The organism is Mesorhizobium sp. B2-4-6, from assembly GCF_006442775.1.
Lineage (GTDB): Bacteria > Pseudomonadota > Alphaproteobacteria > Rhizobiales > Rhizobiaceae > Mesorhizobium.
The window spans coordinates 96,192-114,877 of record NZ_VFVI01000015.1 but is presented as its reverse complement, the minus strand read 5'-3'; the positions used below and the strand labels follow the sequence as shown (position 1 = coordinate 114,877).

Annotated in this window: 19 protein-coding genes and 1 tRNA gene; 10 read left to right on the top strand and 10 right to left on the bottom strand. The window is 56.9% G+C overall.

Translation table 11 applies throughout. The features are described from left to right. Window positions 1-58: 58 nt before the first annotated feature. The 3 genes from dcm to FJ957_RS28065 are packed head-to-tail and all read left to right on the top strand — an operon-like array spanning window position 59 to window position 3,035. Window positions 59-1,366, top strand: coding sequence for a DNA (cytosine-5-)-methyltransferase (gene dcm / locus FJ957_RS28075; RefSeq protein WP_281407699.1), 1,308 nt, complete (start codon window positions 59-61; stop codon window positions 1,364-1,366). After that, entirely contained in the window at window positions 1,359-1,814 is a 456-nt protein-coding gene (locus tag FJ957_RS28070) for a very short patch repair endonuclease (protein WP_140836068.1), read from the top strand. Before dcm ends, FJ957_RS28070 begins: the two co-directional genes overlap by 8 nt. A gap of 3 nt (window positions 1,815-1,817) precedes the next feature. Beyond that, window positions 1,818-3,035 carry a type II restriction endonuclease gene (locus FJ957_RS28065; protein WP_140836067.1) on the top strand — a complete coding sequence of 406 codons (1,218 nt, stop codon included), beginning with the start codon at window positions 1,818-1,820 and terminating at the stop codon, window positions 3,033-3,035. A gap of 4 nt (window positions 3,036-3,039) precedes the next feature. Here FJ957_RS28065 and FJ957_RS28060 read toward each other — a convergent pair whose 3' ends face one another. The 5 genes from FJ957_RS28060 to FJ957_RS28040 form a co-directional block, all read right to left on the bottom strand. Further along, on the bottom strand, window positions 3,040-3,813 hold the full coding sequence (locus tag FJ957_RS28060) for an HNH endonuclease (protein ID WP_246685986.1): 774 nt from the start codon (window positions 3,811-3,813) through the stop codon (window positions 3,040-3,042). A gap of 79 nt (window positions 3,814-3,892) precedes the next feature. Further along, window positions 3,893-5,503, bottom strand: a complete 1,611-nt coding sequence (locus tag FJ957_RS28055; protein ID WP_140836065.1) for an ATP-binding protein — start codon at window positions 5,501-5,503, stop codon at window positions 3,893-3,895. A 9-nt stretch (window positions 5,504-5,512) separates the two neighbouring features. Next, complete coding sequence (locus FJ957_RS28050) at window positions 5,513-5,929, bottom strand: EcoRII N-terminal effector-binding domain-containing protein (protein WP_140836064.1); 417 nt, start codon at window positions 5,927-5,929, stop codon at window positions 5,513-5,515. Window positions 5,930-5,932: 3 nt separating this feature from the next. Next, window positions 5,933-7,828 carry a DEAD/DEAH box helicase gene (locus FJ957_RS28045; RefSeq protein WP_140836063.1) on the bottom strand — a complete coding sequence of 632 codons (1,896 nt, stop codon included), beginning with the start codon at window positions 7,826-7,828 and terminating at the stop codon, window positions 5,933-5,935. 157 nt (window positions 7,829-7,985) lie between these two features. Beyond that, on the bottom strand, window positions 7,986-8,186 hold the full coding sequence (locus tag FJ957_RS28040; protein WP_140836062.1) for a hypothetical protein: 201 nt from the start codon (window positions 8,184-8,186) through the stop codon (window positions 7,986-7,988). Window positions 8,187-9,102: 916 nt separating this feature from the next. Here FJ957_RS28040 and FJ957_RS28035 point away from each other — a divergent pair. The 3 genes from FJ957_RS28035 to FJ957_RS28025 are packed head-to-tail and all read left to right on the top strand — an operon-like array spanning window position 9,103 to window position 12,485. Next, on the top strand, window positions 9,103-10,050 hold the full coding sequence (locus FJ957_RS28035; RefSeq protein ID WP_181180744.1) for a hypothetical protein: 948 nt from the start codon (window positions 9,103-9,105) through the stop codon (window positions 10,048-10,050). Window position 10,051: 1 nt separating this feature from the next. Beyond that, entirely contained in the window at window positions 10,052-12,052 is a 2,001-nt protein-coding gene (locus FJ957_RS28030; RefSeq protein WP_140836060.1) for a HEAT repeat domain-containing protein, read from the top strand. After that, complete coding sequence (locus FJ957_RS28025; RefSeq protein ID WP_140836059.1) at window positions 12,045-12,485, top strand: dCMP deaminase family protein; 441 nt, start codon at window positions 12,045-12,047, stop codon at window positions 12,483-12,485. Before FJ957_RS28030 ends, FJ957_RS28025 begins: the two co-directional genes overlap by 8 nt. Before the next feature lie 112 nt (window positions 12,486-12,597). Here the strand turns inward: FJ957_RS28025 and FJ957_RS28020 are convergent, their stop codons facing one another. The 3 genes from FJ957_RS28020 to FJ957_RS28010 all read right to left on the bottom strand — a co-directional run bounded on the left by FJ957_RS28020 (window position 12,598) and on the right by FJ957_RS28010 (window position 15,842). Further along, on the bottom strand, window positions 12,598-12,864 hold the full coding sequence (locus FJ957_RS28020; protein ID WP_181180743.1) for a hypothetical protein: 267 nt from the start codon (window positions 12,862-12,864) through the stop codon (window positions 12,598-12,600). 153 nt (window positions 12,865-13,017) lie between these two features. Further along, complete coding sequence (locus FJ957_RS28015; RefSeq protein ID WP_140836058.1) at window positions 13,018-14,181, bottom strand: hypothetical protein; 1,164 nt, start codon at window positions 14,179-14,181, stop codon at window positions 13,018-13,020. Window positions 14,182-15,173: 992 nt separating this feature from the next. Then, the gene (locus tag FJ957_RS28010) at window positions 15,174-15,842 is read right to left on the bottom strand and encodes a hypothetical protein (protein ID WP_140836057.1); all 669 of its coding nucleotides are present in this window, start codon (window positions 15,840-15,842) and stop codon (window positions 15,174-15,176) included. 144 nt (window positions 15,843-15,986) lie between these two features. On the opposite strand from FJ957_RS28010, the gene FJ957_RS28005 reads away from it, so the two are divergent. Beyond that, window positions 15,987-16,148, top strand: coding sequence for a toxin-antitoxin system HicB family antitoxin (locus FJ957_RS28005; protein ID WP_140836056.1), 162 nt, complete (start codon window positions 15,987-15,989; stop codon window positions 16,146-16,148). A gap of 102 nt (window positions 16,149-16,250) precedes the next feature. Here the strand turns inward: FJ957_RS28005 and FJ957_RS28000 are convergent, their stop codons facing one another. Beyond that, window positions 16,251-16,700, bottom strand: a complete 450-nt coding sequence (locus tag FJ957_RS28000; protein ID WP_246685985.1) for a hypothetical protein — start codon at window positions 16,698-16,700, stop codon at window positions 16,251-16,253. Window positions 16,701-16,951: 251 nt separating this feature from the next. On the opposite strand from FJ957_RS28000, the gene FJ957_RS27995 reads away from it, so the two are divergent. Next, on the top strand, window positions 16,952-17,401 hold the full coding sequence (locus tag FJ957_RS27995) for a MucR family transcriptional regulator (protein WP_140836055.1): 450 nt from the start codon (window positions 16,952-16,954) through the stop codon (window positions 17,399-17,401). After that, on the top strand, window positions 17,398-17,556 hold the full coding sequence (locus tag FJ957_RS27990; RefSeq protein ID WP_181180742.1) for a hypothetical protein: 159 nt from the start codon (window positions 17,398-17,400) through the stop codon (window positions 17,554-17,556). Before FJ957_RS27995 ends, FJ957_RS27990 begins: the two co-directional genes overlap by 4 nt. Before the next feature lie 219 nt (window positions 17,557-17,775). Here FJ957_RS27990 and FJ957_RS27985 read toward each other — a convergent pair. Further along, window positions 17,776-17,850, bottom strand: a tRNA-Gly gene (locus FJ957_RS27985). A 261-nt stretch (window positions 17,851-18,111) separates the two neighbouring features. Between FJ957_RS27985 and FJ957_RS27980 the strand changes: the two genes are divergently transcribed. Then, the gene (locus tag FJ957_RS27980) at window positions 18,112-18,606 is read left to right on the top strand and encodes a prolyl-tRNA synthetase associated domain-containing protein (RefSeq protein WP_140836054.1); all 495 of its coding nucleotides are present in this window, start codon (window positions 18,112-18,114) and stop codon (window positions 18,604-18,606) included. Window positions 18,607-18,686 lie beyond the last annotated feature (80 nt).

Below are 18,686 nucleotides of genomic sequence, written 5' to 3'. Positions count from 1 at the left end.
GACATCGGGAAAGCCCGCGCAATGGGGCGATAAAAGCGGAACATACAGGGAACATTTATTGTTTGTAAGGAGAAAAAATGTCAAGCTGACAAAAATTGACCCAGAAAGTGATTCGAGCCCTATGATGCGAAGCAGAAAACGCACCGACTTCACCCGGCTCAGGGAGCAGGCTGGTCTGACACTCGAAGGGGCTGCAGCATTGCTGGAGGTCTCTCCTCGAACCGCCTACCGATACGAAGACGGTTCATCCCGGGTCCCCCGTCTGGCCTTGAAAACGCTAAAGGATGTCGCCGATCGTCGTCTGAAAGCATGTGACGCAGGCAAAGCGGATTTCCGTTTCATCGATCTCTTTGCCGGGATAGGCGGGCTACGATTGGGCTTCGAAAGTATTGGAGGCCGGTGCGTATTCACCGCTGAGTGGGACCCTCATAGCCAGCAGACCTATTCGCTAAATTTCCCTGACAATCACCGGATCAACGGAGATGTGCGCGAGTTTTCGAAGCACCCTGATCTGATTCCGTCGCATGATGTGTTGCTCGCTGGATTTCCGTGCCAGCCGTTTTCGCTGGCAGGGGTTTCCAAGAAAAATTCGCTTGGGCGACCCCATGGATTCCTCTGCGACACGCAGGGGACGCTCTTTTTCGATACGGCCCAGATTATAGCCCACCACCGACCGGCTGCGTTTGTTCTGGAGAACGTCAAGAACCTGGAAAGCCATGATCAGGGTCGGACTTTTGCGACCATTATGAACGTTCTGCAGAATGAGCTGGGCTACCATGTCCAGCACCGCGTTATCAGCTCGGAACCGTGGGTGCCCCAGAGGCGCGAAAGGGTATTTATTGTGGGCTTCCGAGAGCGGACACAGTTCGATTTCAGTAGTCTGAAAGTGCCCCATGCGAAGAATGGCCCGAAGCTCGGGACCATTCTCCAGCCGCATGACGAGGTTGATCCGAAATACACGCTTACACCGCGCCTGTGGGAGTATCTGCAAGCTTATAAGGAAAAGCATCAAGCCAAGGGTAATGGTTTCGGATACAGCCTTTTCGGGCCTGACGATGTCGCTCGCACATTGTCTGCTCGCTATTACAAGGATGGTTCCGAGGTTTTGATCGACCAACCGGGCAAGCGTCCCCGCCGGCTGACGCCGCTCGAGTGCTCCCGGCTCATGGGCTTTGACCGGGGTGACAGGCGCTTCAGGATCGAGGTGTCCGATACACAGGCATATCGTCAGTTCGGCAATGCCGTTGTCGTTCCGGTAGTGGAGTTCGTTGCGGAGGCGATGCGGGGCCACATCGAAATCGCGCGGGCCGGAGGCCGAAAATACCGGTCAAATTCTGCGCTCTCGCAGGCACCTGTTCATGGCTGACATCGTTACCCCGGAAATTCGCAGCCAGATGATGGCCGGCATCCGGGGAAAGAATACTAAACCGGAACTGGTGCTAAGACGCGGCTTGCACGCAGCTGGGTTCAGGTTCCGGCTACATGATCGCTCCCTGCCTGGAAACCCAGATATCGTATTTCCTAGATACAGGGCCGTTCTGTTTGCCCATGGCTGCTTTTGGCATGGACATGATTGCCATCTTTTTAAATGGCCATCCAGCAGGCCGGACTTCTGGCGAACGAAAATCCATAGAAACCGCGAAGTCGATGCTCGTGTGACTGCCTCCCTGCAACAGGCGGGGTGGCGGCAGGGTATTGTCTGGGAGTGTGCATTAAAGGGTAGGACCAGGTTGCCAATCGAAGCCGTGCTTGCCGAGTGCGTGTCTTGGCTTCAGTCGGATGTTCCGCTTTTCGAGATCATGGGAAGCGCATAGTTCATGCGACGAGGGCTGCTTTCAGATTATTTCGACGGAGTAGCTGTCAAGCGGCTGAGCGCAGTGGAGGCTGACATCCTCTGCTCAAACCAGCACGAGTTCAATAGTTCGAAACAGCTCACGAGCCTATTGGGTAGTCCGGACCGGGCGCAGTACCGAACGATTTTTATCTGGATCGGGGGCGAGCAGGAAGCCTTGTCTGAAGAAGGTTTTCTCACCTGGTATCAGTCCCGCAAGCCGCCAAGAAGGGAGCACAGGCTTTATTTCCCGAACAATGCGGTGTGCGAGACTGCAGCGGCAGGTGATGTACTATTCATCGCCAGACGCACCGACAACACTCTCATGGCGATCATCGTTCCTGGAGGTAGTACTATCCACAATCAGTTGGTCTGGTTGTTCGGGCTTGAGGAGCAACCGGCTTTGGAGTTTGAATCGCTTGAGATAAGCAAGGATAACGCGGCCGAGCTTGATTTCACCGCCCGCTACATTCTTGACGAACTGGGAATCGAGGTCGAGGAGCCGGAGGTCGATCGACTTGACGCGCTGATCGCAAAATTCGGTCTGGTATTTCCACCGAGCCGCGTTCTTTCCGAGCTCGCCCGGGCCTCGCTTCCTCAAGTTTCGGCTGCAGACGATCCGGATCGGGTCCTGATGGCTTGGATCGATAGGGAGGAGCAGCTATTTCGACGGCTGGAGAGGCATGTGGTGGCGGACCGCATCAAGAATGGTTTTCATTCGGATGAAGGGACCGACGTCGATGGGTTTATGGGATTTTCCAAGAGTGTCCAGAACCGCCGCATGAAACACGCTGGGCTCGCGCTCGAACATCATCTAGAAGCAGTCTTTTCTGCCCACCGGGTTCATTTTGATCGCGACGGCGAGACAGAGAACCGCAACAAGCCCGACTTTCTTTTTCCAAGCCAAGAGGAGTACCGGGATCCGTCATTTCCGGCAGCGCGACTCACGATGCTGGGAGCCAAATCCACGCTCAAGGACCGCTGGCACCAGGTTCTGTCGGAGGCCGAGAGGATAACGGAAAAGCACTTGCTGACATTGGAGCCTGGGATTTCAGAAAACCAGACCGATGAAATGCGGGCGAAGCAACTTCAACTGGTTCTTCCGCAATCCCTTCACTCGACATATCGCGAAATCCAGCGAGGATGGCTTATGACCCTTGGCAACTTTGTCGAACTGGTGAAGGAGCGCCAGCGGTCAGGATAATCGGTCAGACGCTATCATGCACCGAGGCGAGCATTTCACGCAGGTCGTCGACGGAATACGGCGGAGTCTGACGATGGGCAACCGAATGGCAGTTCGGACAAAGGGGAACTAGGTCAGCCCTTGGGTCGATTATGTAGCCTTCTCCAAGCTGGGAAACCGGCGTCACATGATGAACCTCTATCAGCCCGGCAGCGGGCGCGCCGTAACGCTCGCTCATATCTAGTTTGCACGCCTTGCAGGAATACCCATGAATCGCGAGAGCGGCGGCACGATTGCGCCGGTCGCGTTCATAGCGATTGGTCTCTACGCGTACCTTTGCGCCTTCCGGAAGCCCGATAATCTCTGGAGACGCTTCCAGACCCTCGTCCTCCACCTCCAGTGGTAATAACGCCAAAACCGCAGCGGCTACCCTAGAAGTCCAGAGTTCGATCTGGCGCATGTCTTCCTCGAGATTGCCGTCGTTGATAGCGAGCATTCCTTTGCCCACACCTAGGCCGAAGCTGCGCCACTCCGTTTCCCAGATAGCCGCATCATCCGGCAGGTACGTTGCGCCATTGATAGTAAGGACGATTTCGGCGTCCGCATCCCGGCAAACGTCTAAGACCGCGCGGAAAGTCCGTCGGCCGGTTTCGTCAGCCGAGCCCATCGCACGCATGAGATCTCCAGCAAAATTTCCTGGCCGGAAATCCACATCCAGTCGCCGCCATCCAATACGAGTGCGCAGCGTAAAGGTTTGGCCCGGAGGATAACCGGCCGGTTGAAGTTCAAGCCAGCGCATGCCGTCGCCGTCCCGGCCTTCCCTGCCGGAAAACTCTAGGCCTGTTTCAACGGAAATCCGCTCCGCAAGCGACCTTGGATCAGGCGACATCCTTTTCCACTTCAGGCTCAGGAAGCGTTTCTACAAGCTTTTCGAGAATGCGCGACACCTCAAAGCGCATGTCCCGGAACATTGACGCCGTATGGTCCTGTACTGTCGACAGTTCAGCGACGGCCAGCGCCCACATCAGGGAGTCAAGCCCTTGCATTGTCACGCTTCGGTTGAAATTCGGAATGTAGACCTTCTGGTAATAGGGGTGACTGGTGTTGACCTGGACGCCCTTGTGCCCCTCGATCAGCGCCGGCTGGAACAGCAATCCGTTGTTGATCCCTTCGACAGGTTGCACGAACACTTCGCCCGGTCTTTTCGCAGAGGTTATCGTGAGCTTCAGCCGGGTTGTGCCATGTCTGTTTTCAACGATGGCTTCGCCGGTGTTCGGGTCGGCAATATTGACCTTCGGGCCACCAGCAGCTGCCTCGCGGTTGCGGATATTGTTGTTGGAGGTGTCGTGCGCGCCCTCTCCTTTTTTGGACAGCAACTTCTGCTGCCCGTCGCGCGACCGGCGATTTGCCTCGCGACGCGGTGCGGTGAGGAATTCATTTTGTAACCATGCCGCCAGATCGTCGTTCAGGATGATCTGGGACTTCTTGATATCGAGATGAAAGGCATCGTCGAGCCGATGATCAAACGAGAATTCGACACGCAAGCCCGTAAGATGTGGCTCTTTCTGGTAGAGACCCAGCCAGTCGGCATCATGGATCAGCCGGTTCTCGCGGTAGATGTATATACCCTGTCGGTCATTCGAAAGCTTCGCAGCAGTAGCCGCGTTGTCATTCGGAAACTCCTCCCGCCGGGGCAGGATGTAGGCCCGCGCTGTGAACGAGGCAGTCCGTCCATCTGACAGCTCAGGCTCGATGGTTTCATTGGCAACCAGCTCGGACACCTTCGACTGGAACGGGTCCCATGCCACGACAGGCTTACCGTTCAGCTCCATGACGACGTTTTTCGCCCGGGAGTCTTCTGGATCGAGAAAGCGCTGGTAGACCATCGAGAGATGCTCACGAAGATAGTCTTCCCTAGCTTTCAGCGCCTTGCGGGCAGGCGCGCCGGCAGGGTCCTGATACTCCTTGAGCAGCCGATCAACATGTTCCCAAAGCACCACGGTGCCCGCGTGTCCGGGAGCCACAGCATCAAGGTTTTCGAGCGCTTCCGAATCGCACTCCTCGTTGAGGAGAAGCGCCCACTTGTTGACCTTGGCGACATGGTAGAGGTCCCAAGTTGCCATGAGCGCCGGCGTATTGCCGTCCGGCCGGGAAATAACAGAGAGCTTCTTGCAGAATGCCGTCGAGGCAGTCTTCAGGCCAAGGCCGTATTTTCCGAGGCTTGCGGCACTGGGACGAGCTTTCGAGCCATATTGCATGGCATTGATCAGGCCGTCCCGGTTCATTCCGTCGCCGTTGTCGGCAATCATCAGGCGGATATTACCGCGCAGATCGGCAGCGAGCCAAAGCTGAACGTGAGTCGCATTCGCGGCAATCGAGTTATCGACGATATCTGCCACGGCGGTGTCGAACTCATAGCCCGTGTCGCGCAGGCCGACGATGACTCGCTCCGGGTCCGGTGGTAACTCGATTTCCTCAATACTGCTCATCATTCCCCCCTAGATTTCGACTACGCGCCAGCCCGTACCGAGCTTAAGGACGCCTTTGGTCTGCTTCGTCTGCTTCTTCCGCTGATGGGTGACGCGATAGCGATTGTCATCGTCCCTCGTCAGAATTATTTCATCACCGACCACCAGATTTGCCTGACGGATGTATTTGGTCATCCTGGTCAATCTGTACTCATTGCGCGTACCATCAAAAAGAGCGTTGTTGTAGTATATATAGGCAAATTCCCAGAAAGTTCCGCCGTCATCGAGGAACATCAGATGGCATCTCGGGTTGTACAGAGTTGGGTCGAGGCGAGGGAAGAATGAAAGCAACCTCTCCTCCTTTGGAACCAGAATCCCGGCTTGATGGCCTCCTGTCTCCCCCGTATCGTTGGCGCTCAGAACCTTTGCAATCGTACGCTCTGCCATTTCCTACCGGTTCGCCCCTCTTGATGGTGATCGCATCAACGCTGCGACGATGTCGCCGTAGTCATCGTCCTTGCCTTCGAGGCCGATCACTGCAGTACCGGAAATTGCTCTCTTCCGGGTGAGACGCTCATCTACCACGTCCTCGACCGTATCGGCGACCAGGAGCCTGTGAACTGTCACTGGCAATTGCTGGCCACGCCGGTGAGCTCTTGCAGACGCCTGGTCTTCAAGCGCCGGATTCCATTCCGGGTTGTAGTGTATAACGTGATTGGCCGCTGTGATGTTGAGGCCTGCTCCCCCAGCTTTGGGATTCAGCACGAGCGCAGCGCCGCCGCGAACCGCGCTGAAGCGATCAATCATAGGCTGACGATCGTCAATGGGCAGGCGGCCGTCGATGACCCCGCTAAAGGCCCCGAAACGGCTCATGATGTGGCTGGCGATCATATCGGCCATTGCGGTGAACGACGTAAAGATGATCACCTTCTCACCCCGTGCGAAAATCTCCTCCACGATCTCTTCCATGCGCCTGAACTTCGAGAAGGACATCGGATCGACCTTGCCCGCGCTACCACTCATAAGGCCAGGATGAGCGCAGAAGCGGCGCAAGGATGTCAGTGCAACGAGCGTGGCAGCTGCGCCGTACTCCGTATAAATGCGCCCTCGTTCGGCTTCGTAGGCAGCCGCCTCACCTTCATCCAGTTCGACAACCTGCGGAATGTCGATGCGGCCCGGCAGATCCTGCGCTACCTCGGAAATGCGGCGACGCAATATGAGAGGCGACACCAGTGGTTCTAGTCGTGCGGCGCCATCAACGTCATCTGAAAACCCTGTCTCGAAGGCTTTTGCATCGCCCAGATAGCCAGGCAGAACGAAATCCACGATCGACCACAGATCGAGCAGACGGTTTTCAACGGGGGTACCGGTCACAGCAAGGCCAGCTTCGCGCTGGAGCCGTTTTACGGCGCGGGTTCGCTGGGCATCGGGATTCCGTATAAACTGCGCTTCGTCCAGAACGATCACCTTCCAGACAATCATGTTTAGCAGACTGTTGTCGCGGACCGCATTGTCGTACGAGGTAACGACAACATCGTAATCCTTCAGTTCTGAAGGCCGACCAGTGCGAAGCGCTCCGTGATGCTTGAGCACCGTGAGGTGCGGGGCAAATTTGGAGATTTCGCGGCGCCAGTTCTCCAACAACGACCCTGGAGCGATAATCAGCGCAGGTTTCAGAGGCGAGCTACCAGAGTCGCTGAGGGCGCTGATGATTTGCAGGGTCTTGCCCAAGCCCATTTCGTCGGCGAGAAGTCCGCCAACTCCCTCTGCAAGGAGGAACTTCAACCAGCGCCAGCCGGAAATCTGGTATGGATAAAGAGTTGCCTGAATGCCGGCCGGAACATCGTCGCCTGATGGCGCGAAGGCGAGCGGCGAAATCGCCCGGCCAGATGTCCGGTCCTCGATTGACGCTCCTGCGCCCGCAGCCTTGCGGATTGCCAGAAAGGCCCTGAGGGACCCTGCAGCACCGAGCGTCACCCCCGTGCCTCGCATCAGCTCTAGGATTTCTGCGCTCGCAGCCGGCTCGATTGGATACCAAATACCTTCAGCCACCTTGTGACCGCGTTCCATGTCCGCCAGATCGAGAGGGACCTCGACCCCCCGGCTAGTGGATACGATGCTGTAAGACGGCGCTTGGATATCGCTGCCTTCCCAAATAGTCAGGGTCGGCACAAGAGGGTAACGGGAGGCACGAAGGCCATCGACGCTCGTCGGTATCCAGTCGGCAAAAGGCTGTTTTTCGACGAGAGCACTGTAAATCTCGTTTGCAGACAGAAGGCGCGCGTTCGCTGCCTCGTCGATGAGGTAAAGTGATCCCCCGCGAATTTCCCATCCCGCCTTTGTCATAGCCCCCCGAAGCGCATGCTATTTTCGATCGAATATAGTGACTGCAATCACGGCGCAAAAGCCGTGCGTACCCAAACTTGAAACTGTGTTCCGGGCGGAGCGAGTGCTGGTTCTGGAGCTAAGAACAAGCCGCCCTGTCGGCTGGCGAGCCACGGATCTAATCGGAGACGTCGCCATCCTCCGCGGCAATAAACTTCTCGACTATTGCCTGACGAATGCCTTGCTCGATAAGGGATCGGCCGACCGCAGGGACGCTGGAACCATGCGTTCCCTTTCTGGCAAGCGCCTTCAGGTAGGCGACCGTCCTGGCGGACAGCATCGCCTGAAAACGCTCTGATGATGCCTTGTCGTCTGCCACACGGCGAGACTAGTGGGTTCGGCAGATATGTGCAAATCTGAGTTGAAAATTACTCAAAACTGAGTAGAAAATGAGTAACTGCGATTCGACACGTGACTCTCAATGGGTCGGAGTGCAGGATAAAACGACAGGATGATCTGGCCGCCCCGATGATCAGAAGCGGCCAGACCCATACTCTAGGACTCGATTTTACGCTTTACTGGAGGCTCGCCACGTTGGCCCGTGGCGGCCTCCTAAAGTGGGAGACGACGGTCTCCCACTTGCCGCACCGGAAGCGAAGGTATTCCCGCACGAAGACGGTTTTTACCTCGTCCCACACGAAACGCATCTGCATCGCAATCACCTCCTTCCCGGGGCCGTTGCCCCGGGCTCGTAGGGCAACGTCGCTGGAAGGTGACGACCGCGATTCGGATCCGAATCGTGCTATTCAGAATATGCCGTATTCAGATAGGCGCGACCAGCCGCGGAAAGGGTTACGCCCCAAATAGCGAACGGCCCGCCTCTGGACGAGCGGGCCGCGTCTGTCATTTTCGCCGTTGATGAATTGCGAGAAGAGACGCGATGATCCCGACAACACTCGCTGTTATGCTCAGCACGGCAGCGACATCTACCACAGACATGGAATACCTCCCATGAATGCGGACCTATGGATAGCGCGTCGTCAGCTTTCGCGCGCGGATGTCGGTTGGTTTAGCGATAGAAACGTGGGTCGGTTTAGGTTGATAGGTTGCCCATTGGTCCTAGAGCCAACGAATCCAAAAATTTTAATGCCTGCGAGATGGATCTGTCAAATATACAATCGCCGCTACAGCTAAAGAACAAATCGTGAATTTTGGTTGCAAAGCCTTCCCTTCCATGTAACTTGATGAATTGGGCAAGCAGGCAACGACCTTCTGTTGGGCGAGGGGCTTTATACGTGAATATCGAAGATTTCAGGACCGCAACGCAGCGGCTGGCCAGCCGTTTGGGCTCTACCTTGTCACAATTGCGTAACACCGCTGGCATATCGCAAACGGGACAAGGGGCCAATTCTCCGCCCTTCGGAAGGGTAGGACGAGCGCGGATTGCCTTGGTCACGATCATCGATGAAGAATTCGGGGCGGCGCGAGATGTGTTCGGACTAACCGACAACATTTCCGGGACGCCGTACTTCACAACTGATGCCAGTGGCCGGGACACCTGGGACATCGTCCTGATGCAGGCGACGGATCGCTCGAATGTGCCCGTCATGGGGGACATTTCGGTTCTCATGGAGGAGCTTCGACCGCAGGTCATAATTCTTCTTGGTGTCGCCGGTGGCCTTTGCAACCACGAGGACAAAGGACGTGATGGCATCAAGCCAGGCGATGTGTTGATCGCGGATCAGGTTACCTACGTCGAGTTCCTCAAGTTGGAGCCGAACAAGGGCGCTCTTATGAGGAGCTTTGCCATTGATCATCCCTCCGTCGCCCTCAGGAAATCGATTGGCACCCCCATTCAGAAGACCTTCCGGATCAACGACAATCTTGGCGGAACATCCCCACCGGAGGATGGTGAATTTAAGATACATATCGGAAGCATCGTATCCGGTGAGAAAGTGCTCGGTGACGTGAAAAGCCAGGTTCAGCAAGAGCTTCTCAAACCATTCGACAAGGCTCTTGCCGTCGATATGGAATCGATCGGCATTGCACGTGCGGTGTGCGACGGCCGCAGCTCTTTCTGGTACCATCCGAGATATGTCGTTATCCGCGGGATATCTGACCTCGTCAGCGCAGCTGACAACGATACAATGCGGGCTGGCTGGAAACCCTTTGCCGCCTACACGGCAGCCCTTGTTGCGTGCGAATTTGTCCGGCGTCTACCGGTAGACAGGGGAACCCACTGAAATGGCCCCCTCGGACAACGTCAGGGAACTGATGACGCGTGCCGGCGACCTCAGTCAAGATTGGCCTCTCACCGAGGTACAGTTCAGCTTGCGGACTGGCTGGGCGAGAGATTATTCCGATCTGTTTGCGGGGACCTATTCTGAAACCATAGATGAAAATCGGATCCTTGATTCCGTATTGGCCAAGGGTCGTGCGCTGCTGTGCGGTCGAGGCGGTGACGGAAAAACCTGGTTACTCCGGAGGTTATACCGGAAGGCCCACAAGCAAGGCATTCTTCCTGTCTTGATTGATCTCAGACAATGGACAGGTGCTGACTACGACAAATGGAAAGAATGGACGTCCAAGGAGATCGGCGATGCCGCTGATTTTCTCGTGAGGAGCTTCGGCCAGCTCCGAGTGGGTGCCGCCGAGATTGATCGCCTTCCTCCCGGCGTGCGCAAAATCCTCTTCGTTGACGGCCTGAACGAGATCACTTCGACGGTCGGGTCGCAGATCCTGCAGCTTCTTGATGAAATGGTCCGTGAGCAGATCAATCTTTCTGTGCTTGTTGTCGACCGGCTCATCAGAAGAGATCTACCGAACGCACCGCGATGGTCTTTAGGCATGGTTCTTCCTCTCACAGACGCCCAAGTTAGGCAGCACCTTGGCAGGGCTGCCGATCCAGGGTTTGGCGATATTCTCTCTTCGCCGTTCTTTCTCGATGCGGCGATGCGCTACGGTTTGGGTGCTACCAGACGAGCGGAGGCCAGCGAAGAATTTCTGCTGGTGCATGGCGGCCTGAAGCCGAACGATCTGGATCCGGTTGCTGCCGCAGCATACGATGCGTATCGAAGTTCGCGCTCCCGGGTCTTTGATCGCTCTCAATTTCTCCAGATAGCCGGCGTCGAGCCCGTCGCTGCGATGGAGCGTTCCCAAACGCTTGTGTCGACGGGCGATGGCAAATGCTACTTTCGACACCATCTCATACATGATTTTTTGGCGGCAAGGCATTTCGCGCAATGGCCAACTGAAAACTGGACTCCCCAATGCCTCTCAGAGCTCACGTTTGAGGCCAGCTCGTTCGATGCGGTGGAGATGGTTTTTGAACAACTGCCAGCCGAACGCGCAGATCCGTTCCTGAGGCAGCTTTACGACTGGAATCTATACGCAGCCGGATATGCCTTGGCCCAAGCTCGCGAAGCAGATGCGATCGTTGGCACTGAGATGCGGACGATGATCTTCGCTATGCTGGCTGAAAAGCGGTTCGACAGGGTTCTCGCGACACGCCAAAAAGCTAACGACGCACTCTCACTCATGCAGTTGTCTGATGCCAGGCAATTTCGAGAGGCTAGGTCGATCGACGGCCTGTTCGAGGCGTTGACGGCAATTGAATCAGCAGAAACCTGGTTCAACACGTGGAGGGGGATCTTCTGTCTCACTGCCCAGTCTGCTCTCGGAAATGAGACTCTCTCGGCAATCAGAGCGGCTGACTCCATTGTGGGGTGGACGGTAGCCAACGTCGCCAGACGAACAATCCTTGAAGTTGGCACTTCTGGCATCCTTGCGAGCTGGCTAGCGGACGAACAGAACAGCACGGTGCGTTGGCGTATCGCTCATGTTTTGGGCGCGGTGCCTGATGCAGTGGCGGCAGAGAAGCTGTTTGAGTTGCTTGATAGTGACCCGGACGGCTCAGTGAGATACGGAGCAATACGCTCGATTGTCGAACTGGCATCACGAGCGGAGGGCGAGCTTAGAAAAGCGGTCGGTGATGGAATAGGCGGCCGGGCTTCGGCCATAAGCAATCAGCACAAGATAGCGGCAGAACTCAGGAGTTCGCTCCTTCTAGATCCTGAAGTCACCAGTGTTGATTGGCTCCCTTTCGTTGCGAAGGTTGTCAGGGCATTGTTCCTCAGTGTCGAAAGTACCGCCGATCGGGATGTTTGGCGTCGATGTTTGGCGGAGGCCGAACGACTCTATGACTCTGGGGAAAAACCAAGCGCGCAAGAGGCGGCTCGTGGCTGACTGGGATTTGCGCTTCATGACCTTGGCCAGGCATGTTGGCGGATGGAGCAAGGACAGGAGCCGTCAAGTCGGTTGTGTTGTCGTTGGCGAAGACAATATCGTTCGTGCAATTGGATTTAACGGCTTTCCCCGTGGCCTTGACGACGAGGTGGCCGCCCGCCATCAACGGCCTGCGAAGTATTTGTGGACGGAGCATGCCGAGAGAAACGCAATATATGCCGCTGCCAGAGCAGGCGTCTCACTAAGCGGCACAAGGATGTACGTTCCGTGGTTTCCTTGCGTGGATTGCGCACGAGCGATCGTACAAGCGGGTATCGTGGAATTGATTGCTATGGAACCGGATATGGACGACCCCCAGTGGGGCGAAGGGTTTGCTGTATCAATCGAGATGCTGACAGAAGCAGGCATCAAAGTCAGATACTTGGATCGATAGCGATTTGACCCCCTTCGGACCGACTTTGAAGACGCGCGTCTGGGACAGAAGTGGCTGGGTGATGCCCCAGCGAGGCCGTGCTCCGCTGGAGTTCGGGCCGGCGACGCGACGCTCACACGTTGCCGATACCACGTGACGAGGTAGGTCGTGCTGCATTTTGCGGATCTGATTCGGATTGTGCCCACGGTGAGGCAAAAGTGCGGTCAGATAGAGTTCGATCGAGTGTATTGCCGACAATCTGAATGGCGCGCCGGGTGAGCGGTTTGCCGGGTCGGCCGAGTTGAAGGAGCAGGTTTGCCGCTTTGCGGTATTCTTCCGCCAGTTCGTGAACCTGCTGCGACGAAGCAAGCTCACCGGGATATTTGAGTTCTTCGATCATCATTTGCGCCACGCAATATGCTACGGGGACGTTCCCTAGAGGAGAGACCATAGTGTTCGCTGGCACTCTTGCGCTTCTTGACGTCGGTGTCACGGTGGCGCTTTCGGCGACGTTTGGCTGCCGCCAGACTGTCTGCCAGAAGCCGCTTGGTGCTCATAGCGACGGCTCATTGAGGTGCGTCAAAATTTGACCGGACCGTACCGGATCAATCCTGTCTGCTTCTGCGAGTGCCCATTGCTGCCAAGCTTCCACCGACGAAGCATCTATATCAACAGAACCCTCATCGATCGCGCGCCGCACGTTCTCGACAAGTGCACGGATATCATGAGCCTGGCGTAGCAGCTCTCCGCTGGTCCGCAGGTTTTGCAGGCGCTGCTGATTGAGTTGTGCCAGCCGTTCTTGGCGCTTTTTTTCCTTTTCAACTAGCTCTCGCTCTGCACGCTCCTCGGCTTCACGCAGGCTAAGCCGAAATTTTTTCTCTCCAACCACAATGATCGCGGCCGCAATCTCGGCGATCTTCGATTCCAGCCTGGTTTCACCATCATCCTCCCAAGACACGGTGTCCTTGCGGTCAAACCCCGAGTTGACGCGCAGAGTGAGCAGCGTCGAAGCAGGCAGGTCGGGCGCCGGCCGCAGGTAGCCCTGTTGGCGCACCGTCCGGTGGCTGCCGATTATCTGTAGATCCAGGCCCAGAAGCGTATCGCCGATGATTGCTCGCGCATGGATCTCGCCGTCGTGGTCGTAGGCATCTCCGTCATGGCCGCGCTTGCTTAGCGCAAGAAACAACGCGTTGAGGATTCTCAGACGCCGCTTGCCGAGCGGTGTGTCGAATTTGGGTTCGTCCCAAGTCCACTCGCGCTCTGCATTTTTGTCGCGCCGACGCTGCTCGCGCTTGAGCATTTGGACAAGCCCTTTGTGCGGCCTGTCTAACGTCTGCGGCACGGACACTTTGCCGATCGCCTGCAACTCCTGTGCATGGAGTTTGTCGAGGTCCTCTGGAACAGCCGTCGACGCGAATGGCCCGGTGGATGGAAGAGGGGCCGCAACCGGCAGCACTCTTGCAAAGCGAGCATCGACACTCACACGGCCCAATTCACCGGCGCGCCGCGGTGGCGCTTTGGGCAATGCTGGCACCCTCTTTCCGGCACGAACCTTGTTCCAATACCCTTGCGGCGGTGACACAACCCCGCATCTCGTCAGAAGCTTCTTTAGCCCGACGTCCGACAGATCGAGCTTCGTTGCCAACTCCCGCATTGGTGCCGACCAGGCGAAGGCGATCAGATCGTCGGGCAACACTAGGATGTCGTTCTGCCACATGTTTGGCTTCCTCCATTTACTCAGTTGATCTGCTTCTGACACGTCATCGCAGTGTCGATATGACGGGCAGGTCAACCTGCCAAAGGTCAGACTTGGCGTGTCAGACCGACGGCCCCAGCTATCGGCTTCGCCATATCGAGCAGCGGCTTATGGCAAGATCTACGTGGACACGGCCCGTGCCTAACACCTTTACCCTCCACCGCGGTGCGCGAGCAGCCCGCCTACGCCAGACTCATATGGGTCGCTCCGGCGAGCTGCTCGTCTGCGCGGCCATCAACGCCAGTCCCAACGTGCGGAAAACTTCCGGTTACCCAAATGCGGAAATCTTCGCGTTGCTTGACAGCGTGTCGGCGATACCGTCGCGAGCCCGGCCAGCGCCGCCGAACGCACCCACGTGAAGGACCGCAAGCTGCTCGGAGCGCGTCGGTGAGCGGAACCGTGACAGCCGAAGCGCATGACGTCTGCACGATTATGGACGTGAGTTGAACATAGGAGATCCGCTCCGGCGGATGAGGACCGATGCAGATCAGGAACGACGGAACGCCTGCGGCCGCGCCGATCGCAAGACAGCCGGACCGCGCTCGATTGCCTGTGAGGCTGCTCCGTCAGACCGATGGCAAATTGCGCCACGACAGCTCGAGCGCTGCTTTCGTGCAGCCCAAACACCCGTCGCAGAGCGCGGAAGACTGCACGGCGCATCGAAACTCGACGCCAGAACGCTGGATCGTGACGTAGAGAATAGGTTCGTGTATTATCGCAATCTGGAAGAGAAACGACGATGTTGCAGAAGTCTCGCAAAGCACAACCGATTAAGACGGCAGGATAAAAGGCCGCACATTGCGGCCCACTGCGACGGTTGTTTCTCTTGTGTTTTTCGGAAAGCCTCGCACATTGCTGCCGTTTGGTGCAATGTGTGTCAAAGCATCAAAACATTGGATCTACACACCTTTTTGCAATGTGTGGAATCGAGCGCCGCCCGATAAGCGCAAGTCTCACATTTGGCCAGAACGTTGCACCACATCAGCATTCGCCTGCCGTCTGATCCGATCAATGTCGTCGAAAGCCGAGCGGATCTGCGGCCAGGGAAACTCGGCGCCACCTTCCCGTACCTCACTTTCGAGAAGCACCGCATTCAGCTTAGCCGCCACGCCGGCAAGGGAGGTGGCAGGTGTCGCAGCCAAGGCCTCGAGCAGACCTTCGGCTCGGTCGCCTGCCTTCATTTCCGCGTCTGCAACGAGCGAATAGCCAATTCGCCTATCGGCGGCATCCCAGCGTGCTTGATGGGCTGCAAAATCTGCCTCTGCCGTTGCGCGCTTTTCGGTGGTGTCAGCACCAGCACCAAGCGCCTCGTGAAGTGCTCTGATGGAATGAAGTGTCATGTCCTTGCCGCTGGGCAAACGGACGGTCGCACAAGGGAAGCCGACGGTCTCGACGAGCGTGCGCTCTAGCTGCGCACTCTGATCACAGAGGCGCTGGCTGACGTCGCGAGCTTTGCGCCATTCTCGCCAAACCGCCAGCGCGGGATCGAAGGGTATGGCCGCTGCCGGCGCCTGACCGACAAGTACATTCCTCTCCCACCCGACGATTGCAATCGCCGTTGCGCCAAGTACCTTCCTGCGGGTGACGAAAGACAAAGGCATGATATTGTCGGAATCAGCCATGATCCGAGCTCCTAACAGCTTGGTGTGGTCAGGCTGGCTGAAGCGTTCCCGCGCTTCGGTCAGCCGCTGCACATATTTTGCAAGTGCAATGCACGTGCAGCCTTATATGAACCCTTTCAATGCCAAGTTCAAGCCGCGCAGCTAATGAAGAAGCCATTTACGACACGTTTGGATCCATCAGTGCTGGCGTTGGCCGAGAGAATTGCCGATACCGAACGCCGATCCGTAACCGCGGTGATTGAGATTGCATTGATCGAGTACGCCGAAAGGCGCGGTATTAAAAAACCGGAGGTGTCGGACGATTGAGAACCCTCGAGGATTTCTCGATCTCTCCGGAAGGGGGTCGAGATTGGCCTGACGAGGATCGACAGCGAGGCATCTTATGTCGCGTAGCAATCGCGGGTGTGGTCAATAGGTGGTCAAAGCGGTTCCCATGCCCCAGCTTCGCACTGGCCATCTGCGCTCTGCGTCCTTTTCCTCTATTGTGAAGTAAAAATCCTTGAATCGATGCGCCTCAAATCGCGGCAGCATGTCCGAAAATTGCTCCCTGGTGACGTGAAGGGACAGGCTCAGCGACGGCAACTCATTGGTTTGAAAAAGAACGCCTGCGTCGGGATGCTCGGTCTTCATAGGTGTGGGAGCCATGATCATGGCGACGCCAGGCCATCTGAATGCTCCATCCGGCATGATGAGCGAAGCGGACAGTATGACATAAGTGAATTCGACAGGTTGGCGCGGCGGGCCGGGTTGCACGACTTGGCCGAAATTGATGTTGGCTGAGCCAACGATCTCACCGCGCCATTCGCCCGCGACGATGGGCGGCAGCTGAAGACGATTGGACTTTTTTCGGTTTGTCATTCCCCAGATTTTGCATCAGGAAGACGGGCAACATCAAAACCTGCTGCCCAAAGCCGGCGACCCAATCCAGATCTCCGCGCTAAGCGCCGAGCATACCGCACAACATCGCTTCACCAAATCAACTCTGGCATCTTCGGCGCTAACAGCGTAGCAAAGCCAAACCTGTCTTTGGGGGATTTATCCCGGCATTAATTATTAATGGCCAATAGGACCTGCGCCAGGCGAGACTAGATCCATACAGGAGTGAATACTTGAACGAGGAAAACGAAGCCATAACCGCTGATCTCGTTGGGCTGACGGCGGATATCGTCTCAGCATACGTCAGCAAGAATGCCGTCCCAGTCGCTGGCCTGCCGGAACTGATCGCCTCGATTCATTTGTCGCTGTCCGGTATCCGCCAACCTGCTGCTGTTGAGCAGCCAAAGCAAGAGCCTGCTGTTAATCCCAAGCGATCGGTGTTTCCGGACTACATCATCTGCCTTGAGGACGGAAAAAGGTTCAAGTCGCTGAAGCGCCATCTGGGTGTGCACTACGGTATGACGCCCGACGAGTATCGGGCGAAATGGGATCTGAAGTCGGACTATCCTATGGTGGCACCAAACTATGCCGCTCAGAGGTCGGCGCTGGCGAAGTCGAGCGGGCTCGGCCGAAAGCCAGCGGCAAAACCAGCCAGGAAGGCGGCGCCGAAGCGTAAGCCTTGAAGCTTCTGCTGCTCGATGCTCCCAGCAAGATTGGAACCCGAATCGGCGCCATCAGCTTGGGACGCGCGATCCAGTTTGTCGCCAATGCTTCGGTGCTAGGGTATGATGTTCGTGGCGCGATGGTCTTGTATGGAGAACTGGAACGCCAGGCTTGACGGTATGGGACTGCGAACATCTTTGGGCGCAATATGGTGGTGCACTTCTCCAATCATAGGGGTGAGACGCTCTCCGCACGCGGGTGGCGGGGCATGCTTGCACTACGATCTGAAAAATATTCAAGCCGTTGCGTGTTGACCAGGTGTTGACCAACCGTGAAAAAGAAAGGGCCACCCTATGGTGGCCCTGATCTAAGTGCTTAATTTCCTTGAGGAAACTGGAGCGGGTGAAGCGATTCGAACGCTCGACCCCAACCTTGGCAAGGTTGTGCTCTACCCCTGAGCTACACCCGCTCGCGCGGCCTTGGGCCGCAAGCCGCGCCTATATGGCCGAAGAGCGCGGCGATTGCAACAGGGAAATGACGGTCTTCTTGGAGCGAATTCCTCCCGCGGCGAAGTTTGCTTCGAAAGCATCGAAGCGGGGCCAAAACCGGGCCGGTCGCGAGTCCCGGGCAAAACCGCCGTTCGCCTTGCCTGGAATCGCTGCGGCAGCCTTGCCCCGAGGGCACCGTTGGCCGTAAACGGCATGAGCCCTGTTCGACCGCGCGAGGACCGATGCCGAAGACCGAAGCCGAGCTCAACGCCTTTCTTGCCGATCTCGGCATTGCCGTCACGACGGTGCGGCACCCGCCGCTGTTCACGGTCGCCGATTCGCAAGGCCTGCGCGGCGAGATTCCCGGTGGCCACACCAAGAACCTGTTCCTCAAGGACAAGAAGGACAATTATTTCCTCGTCACCGTCGGCGAGGACGCCGTGGTCGACCTGAAACAGATCCACCACCTGATCGGCGCCGCGAGCCGGGTGTCCTTCGGCAGGCCGGAAATGCTGATGGAGCTGCTCGGCGTCAGCCCCGGCGCGGTCACCGTTTTCGGCCTGATCAACGACACGGAAGGGAAGGTCAAGATCGTGCTCGACCAGGCGTTGATGAGCCACGACGTCATCAACGGCCACCCGCTGACCAATGAGGCGACGACCTCGATCGCCGCCGCCGACCTGATCAGATTCGTCGAGGCAACCGGCCACGATCCTGTTATCCTTAAAGTCTCATGACCTTGAAAGTCCCGTTACCTTGAAACTCGGGGGCTGATCGCCACATGGAAGGCGGTTTTTGAAATACGACAATGACGCGC

Bases quoted from the DNA above. Each gene is read 5' to 3' on its own strand.
- FJ957_RS28070 (WP_140836068.1), top strand. From the start codon at position 1,359: ATGGCTGACATCGTTACCCCGGAAATTCGCAGCCAGATGATGGCCGGC.
- FJ957_RS28005 (WP_140836056.1), top strand. From the start codon at position 15,987: ATGAAGAAGCCATTTACGACACGTTTGGATCCATCAGTGCTGGCGTTG.
- FJ957_RS27980 (WP_140836054.1), top strand. From the start codon at position 18,112: ATGCCGAAGACCGAAGCCGAGCTCAACGCCTTTCTTGCCGATCTCGGC.
- FJ957_RS28030 (WP_140836060.1), top strand. From the start codon at position 10,052: ATGGCCCCCTCGGACAACGTCAGGGAACTGATGACGCGTGCCGGCGAC.
- FJ957_RS28020 (WP_181180743.1), bottom strand. From the start codon at position 12,864: ATGATCGAAGAACTCAAATATCCCGGTGAGCTTGCTTCGTCGCAGCAG.
- FJ957_RS28010 (WP_140836057.1), bottom strand. From the start codon at position 15,842: ATGGCTGATTCCGACAATATCATGCCTTTGTCTTTCGTCACCCGCAGG.
- FJ957_RS28060 (WP_246685986.1), bottom strand. From the start codon at position 3,813: ATGCGCTGGCTTGAACTTCAACCGGCCGGTTATCCTCCGGGCCAAACC.
- FJ957_RS28055 (WP_140836065.1), bottom strand. From the start codon at position 5,503: ATGAGCAGTATTGAGGAAATCGAGTTACCACCGGACCCGGAGCGAGTC.
- FJ957_RS28000 (WP_246685985.1), bottom strand. From the start codon at position 16,700: ATGACAAACCGAAAAAAGTCCAATCGTCTTCAGCTGCCGCCCATCGTC.
- FJ957_RS28065 (WP_140836067.1), top strand. From the start codon at position 1,818: ATGCGACGAGGGCTGCTTTCAGATTATTTCGACGGAGTAGCTGTCAAG.
- FJ957_RS28015 (WP_140836058.1), bottom strand. From the start codon at position 14,181: ATGTGGCAGAACGACATCCTAGTGTTGCCCGACGATCTGATCGCCTTC.
- FJ957_RS28045 (WP_140836063.1), bottom strand. From the start codon at position 7,828: ATGACAAAGGCGGGATGGGAAATTCGCGGGGGATCACTTTACCTCATC.
- FJ957_RS28050 (WP_140836064.1), bottom strand. From the start codon at position 5,929: ATGGCAGAGCGTACGATTGCAAAGGTTCTGAGCGCCAACGATACGGGG.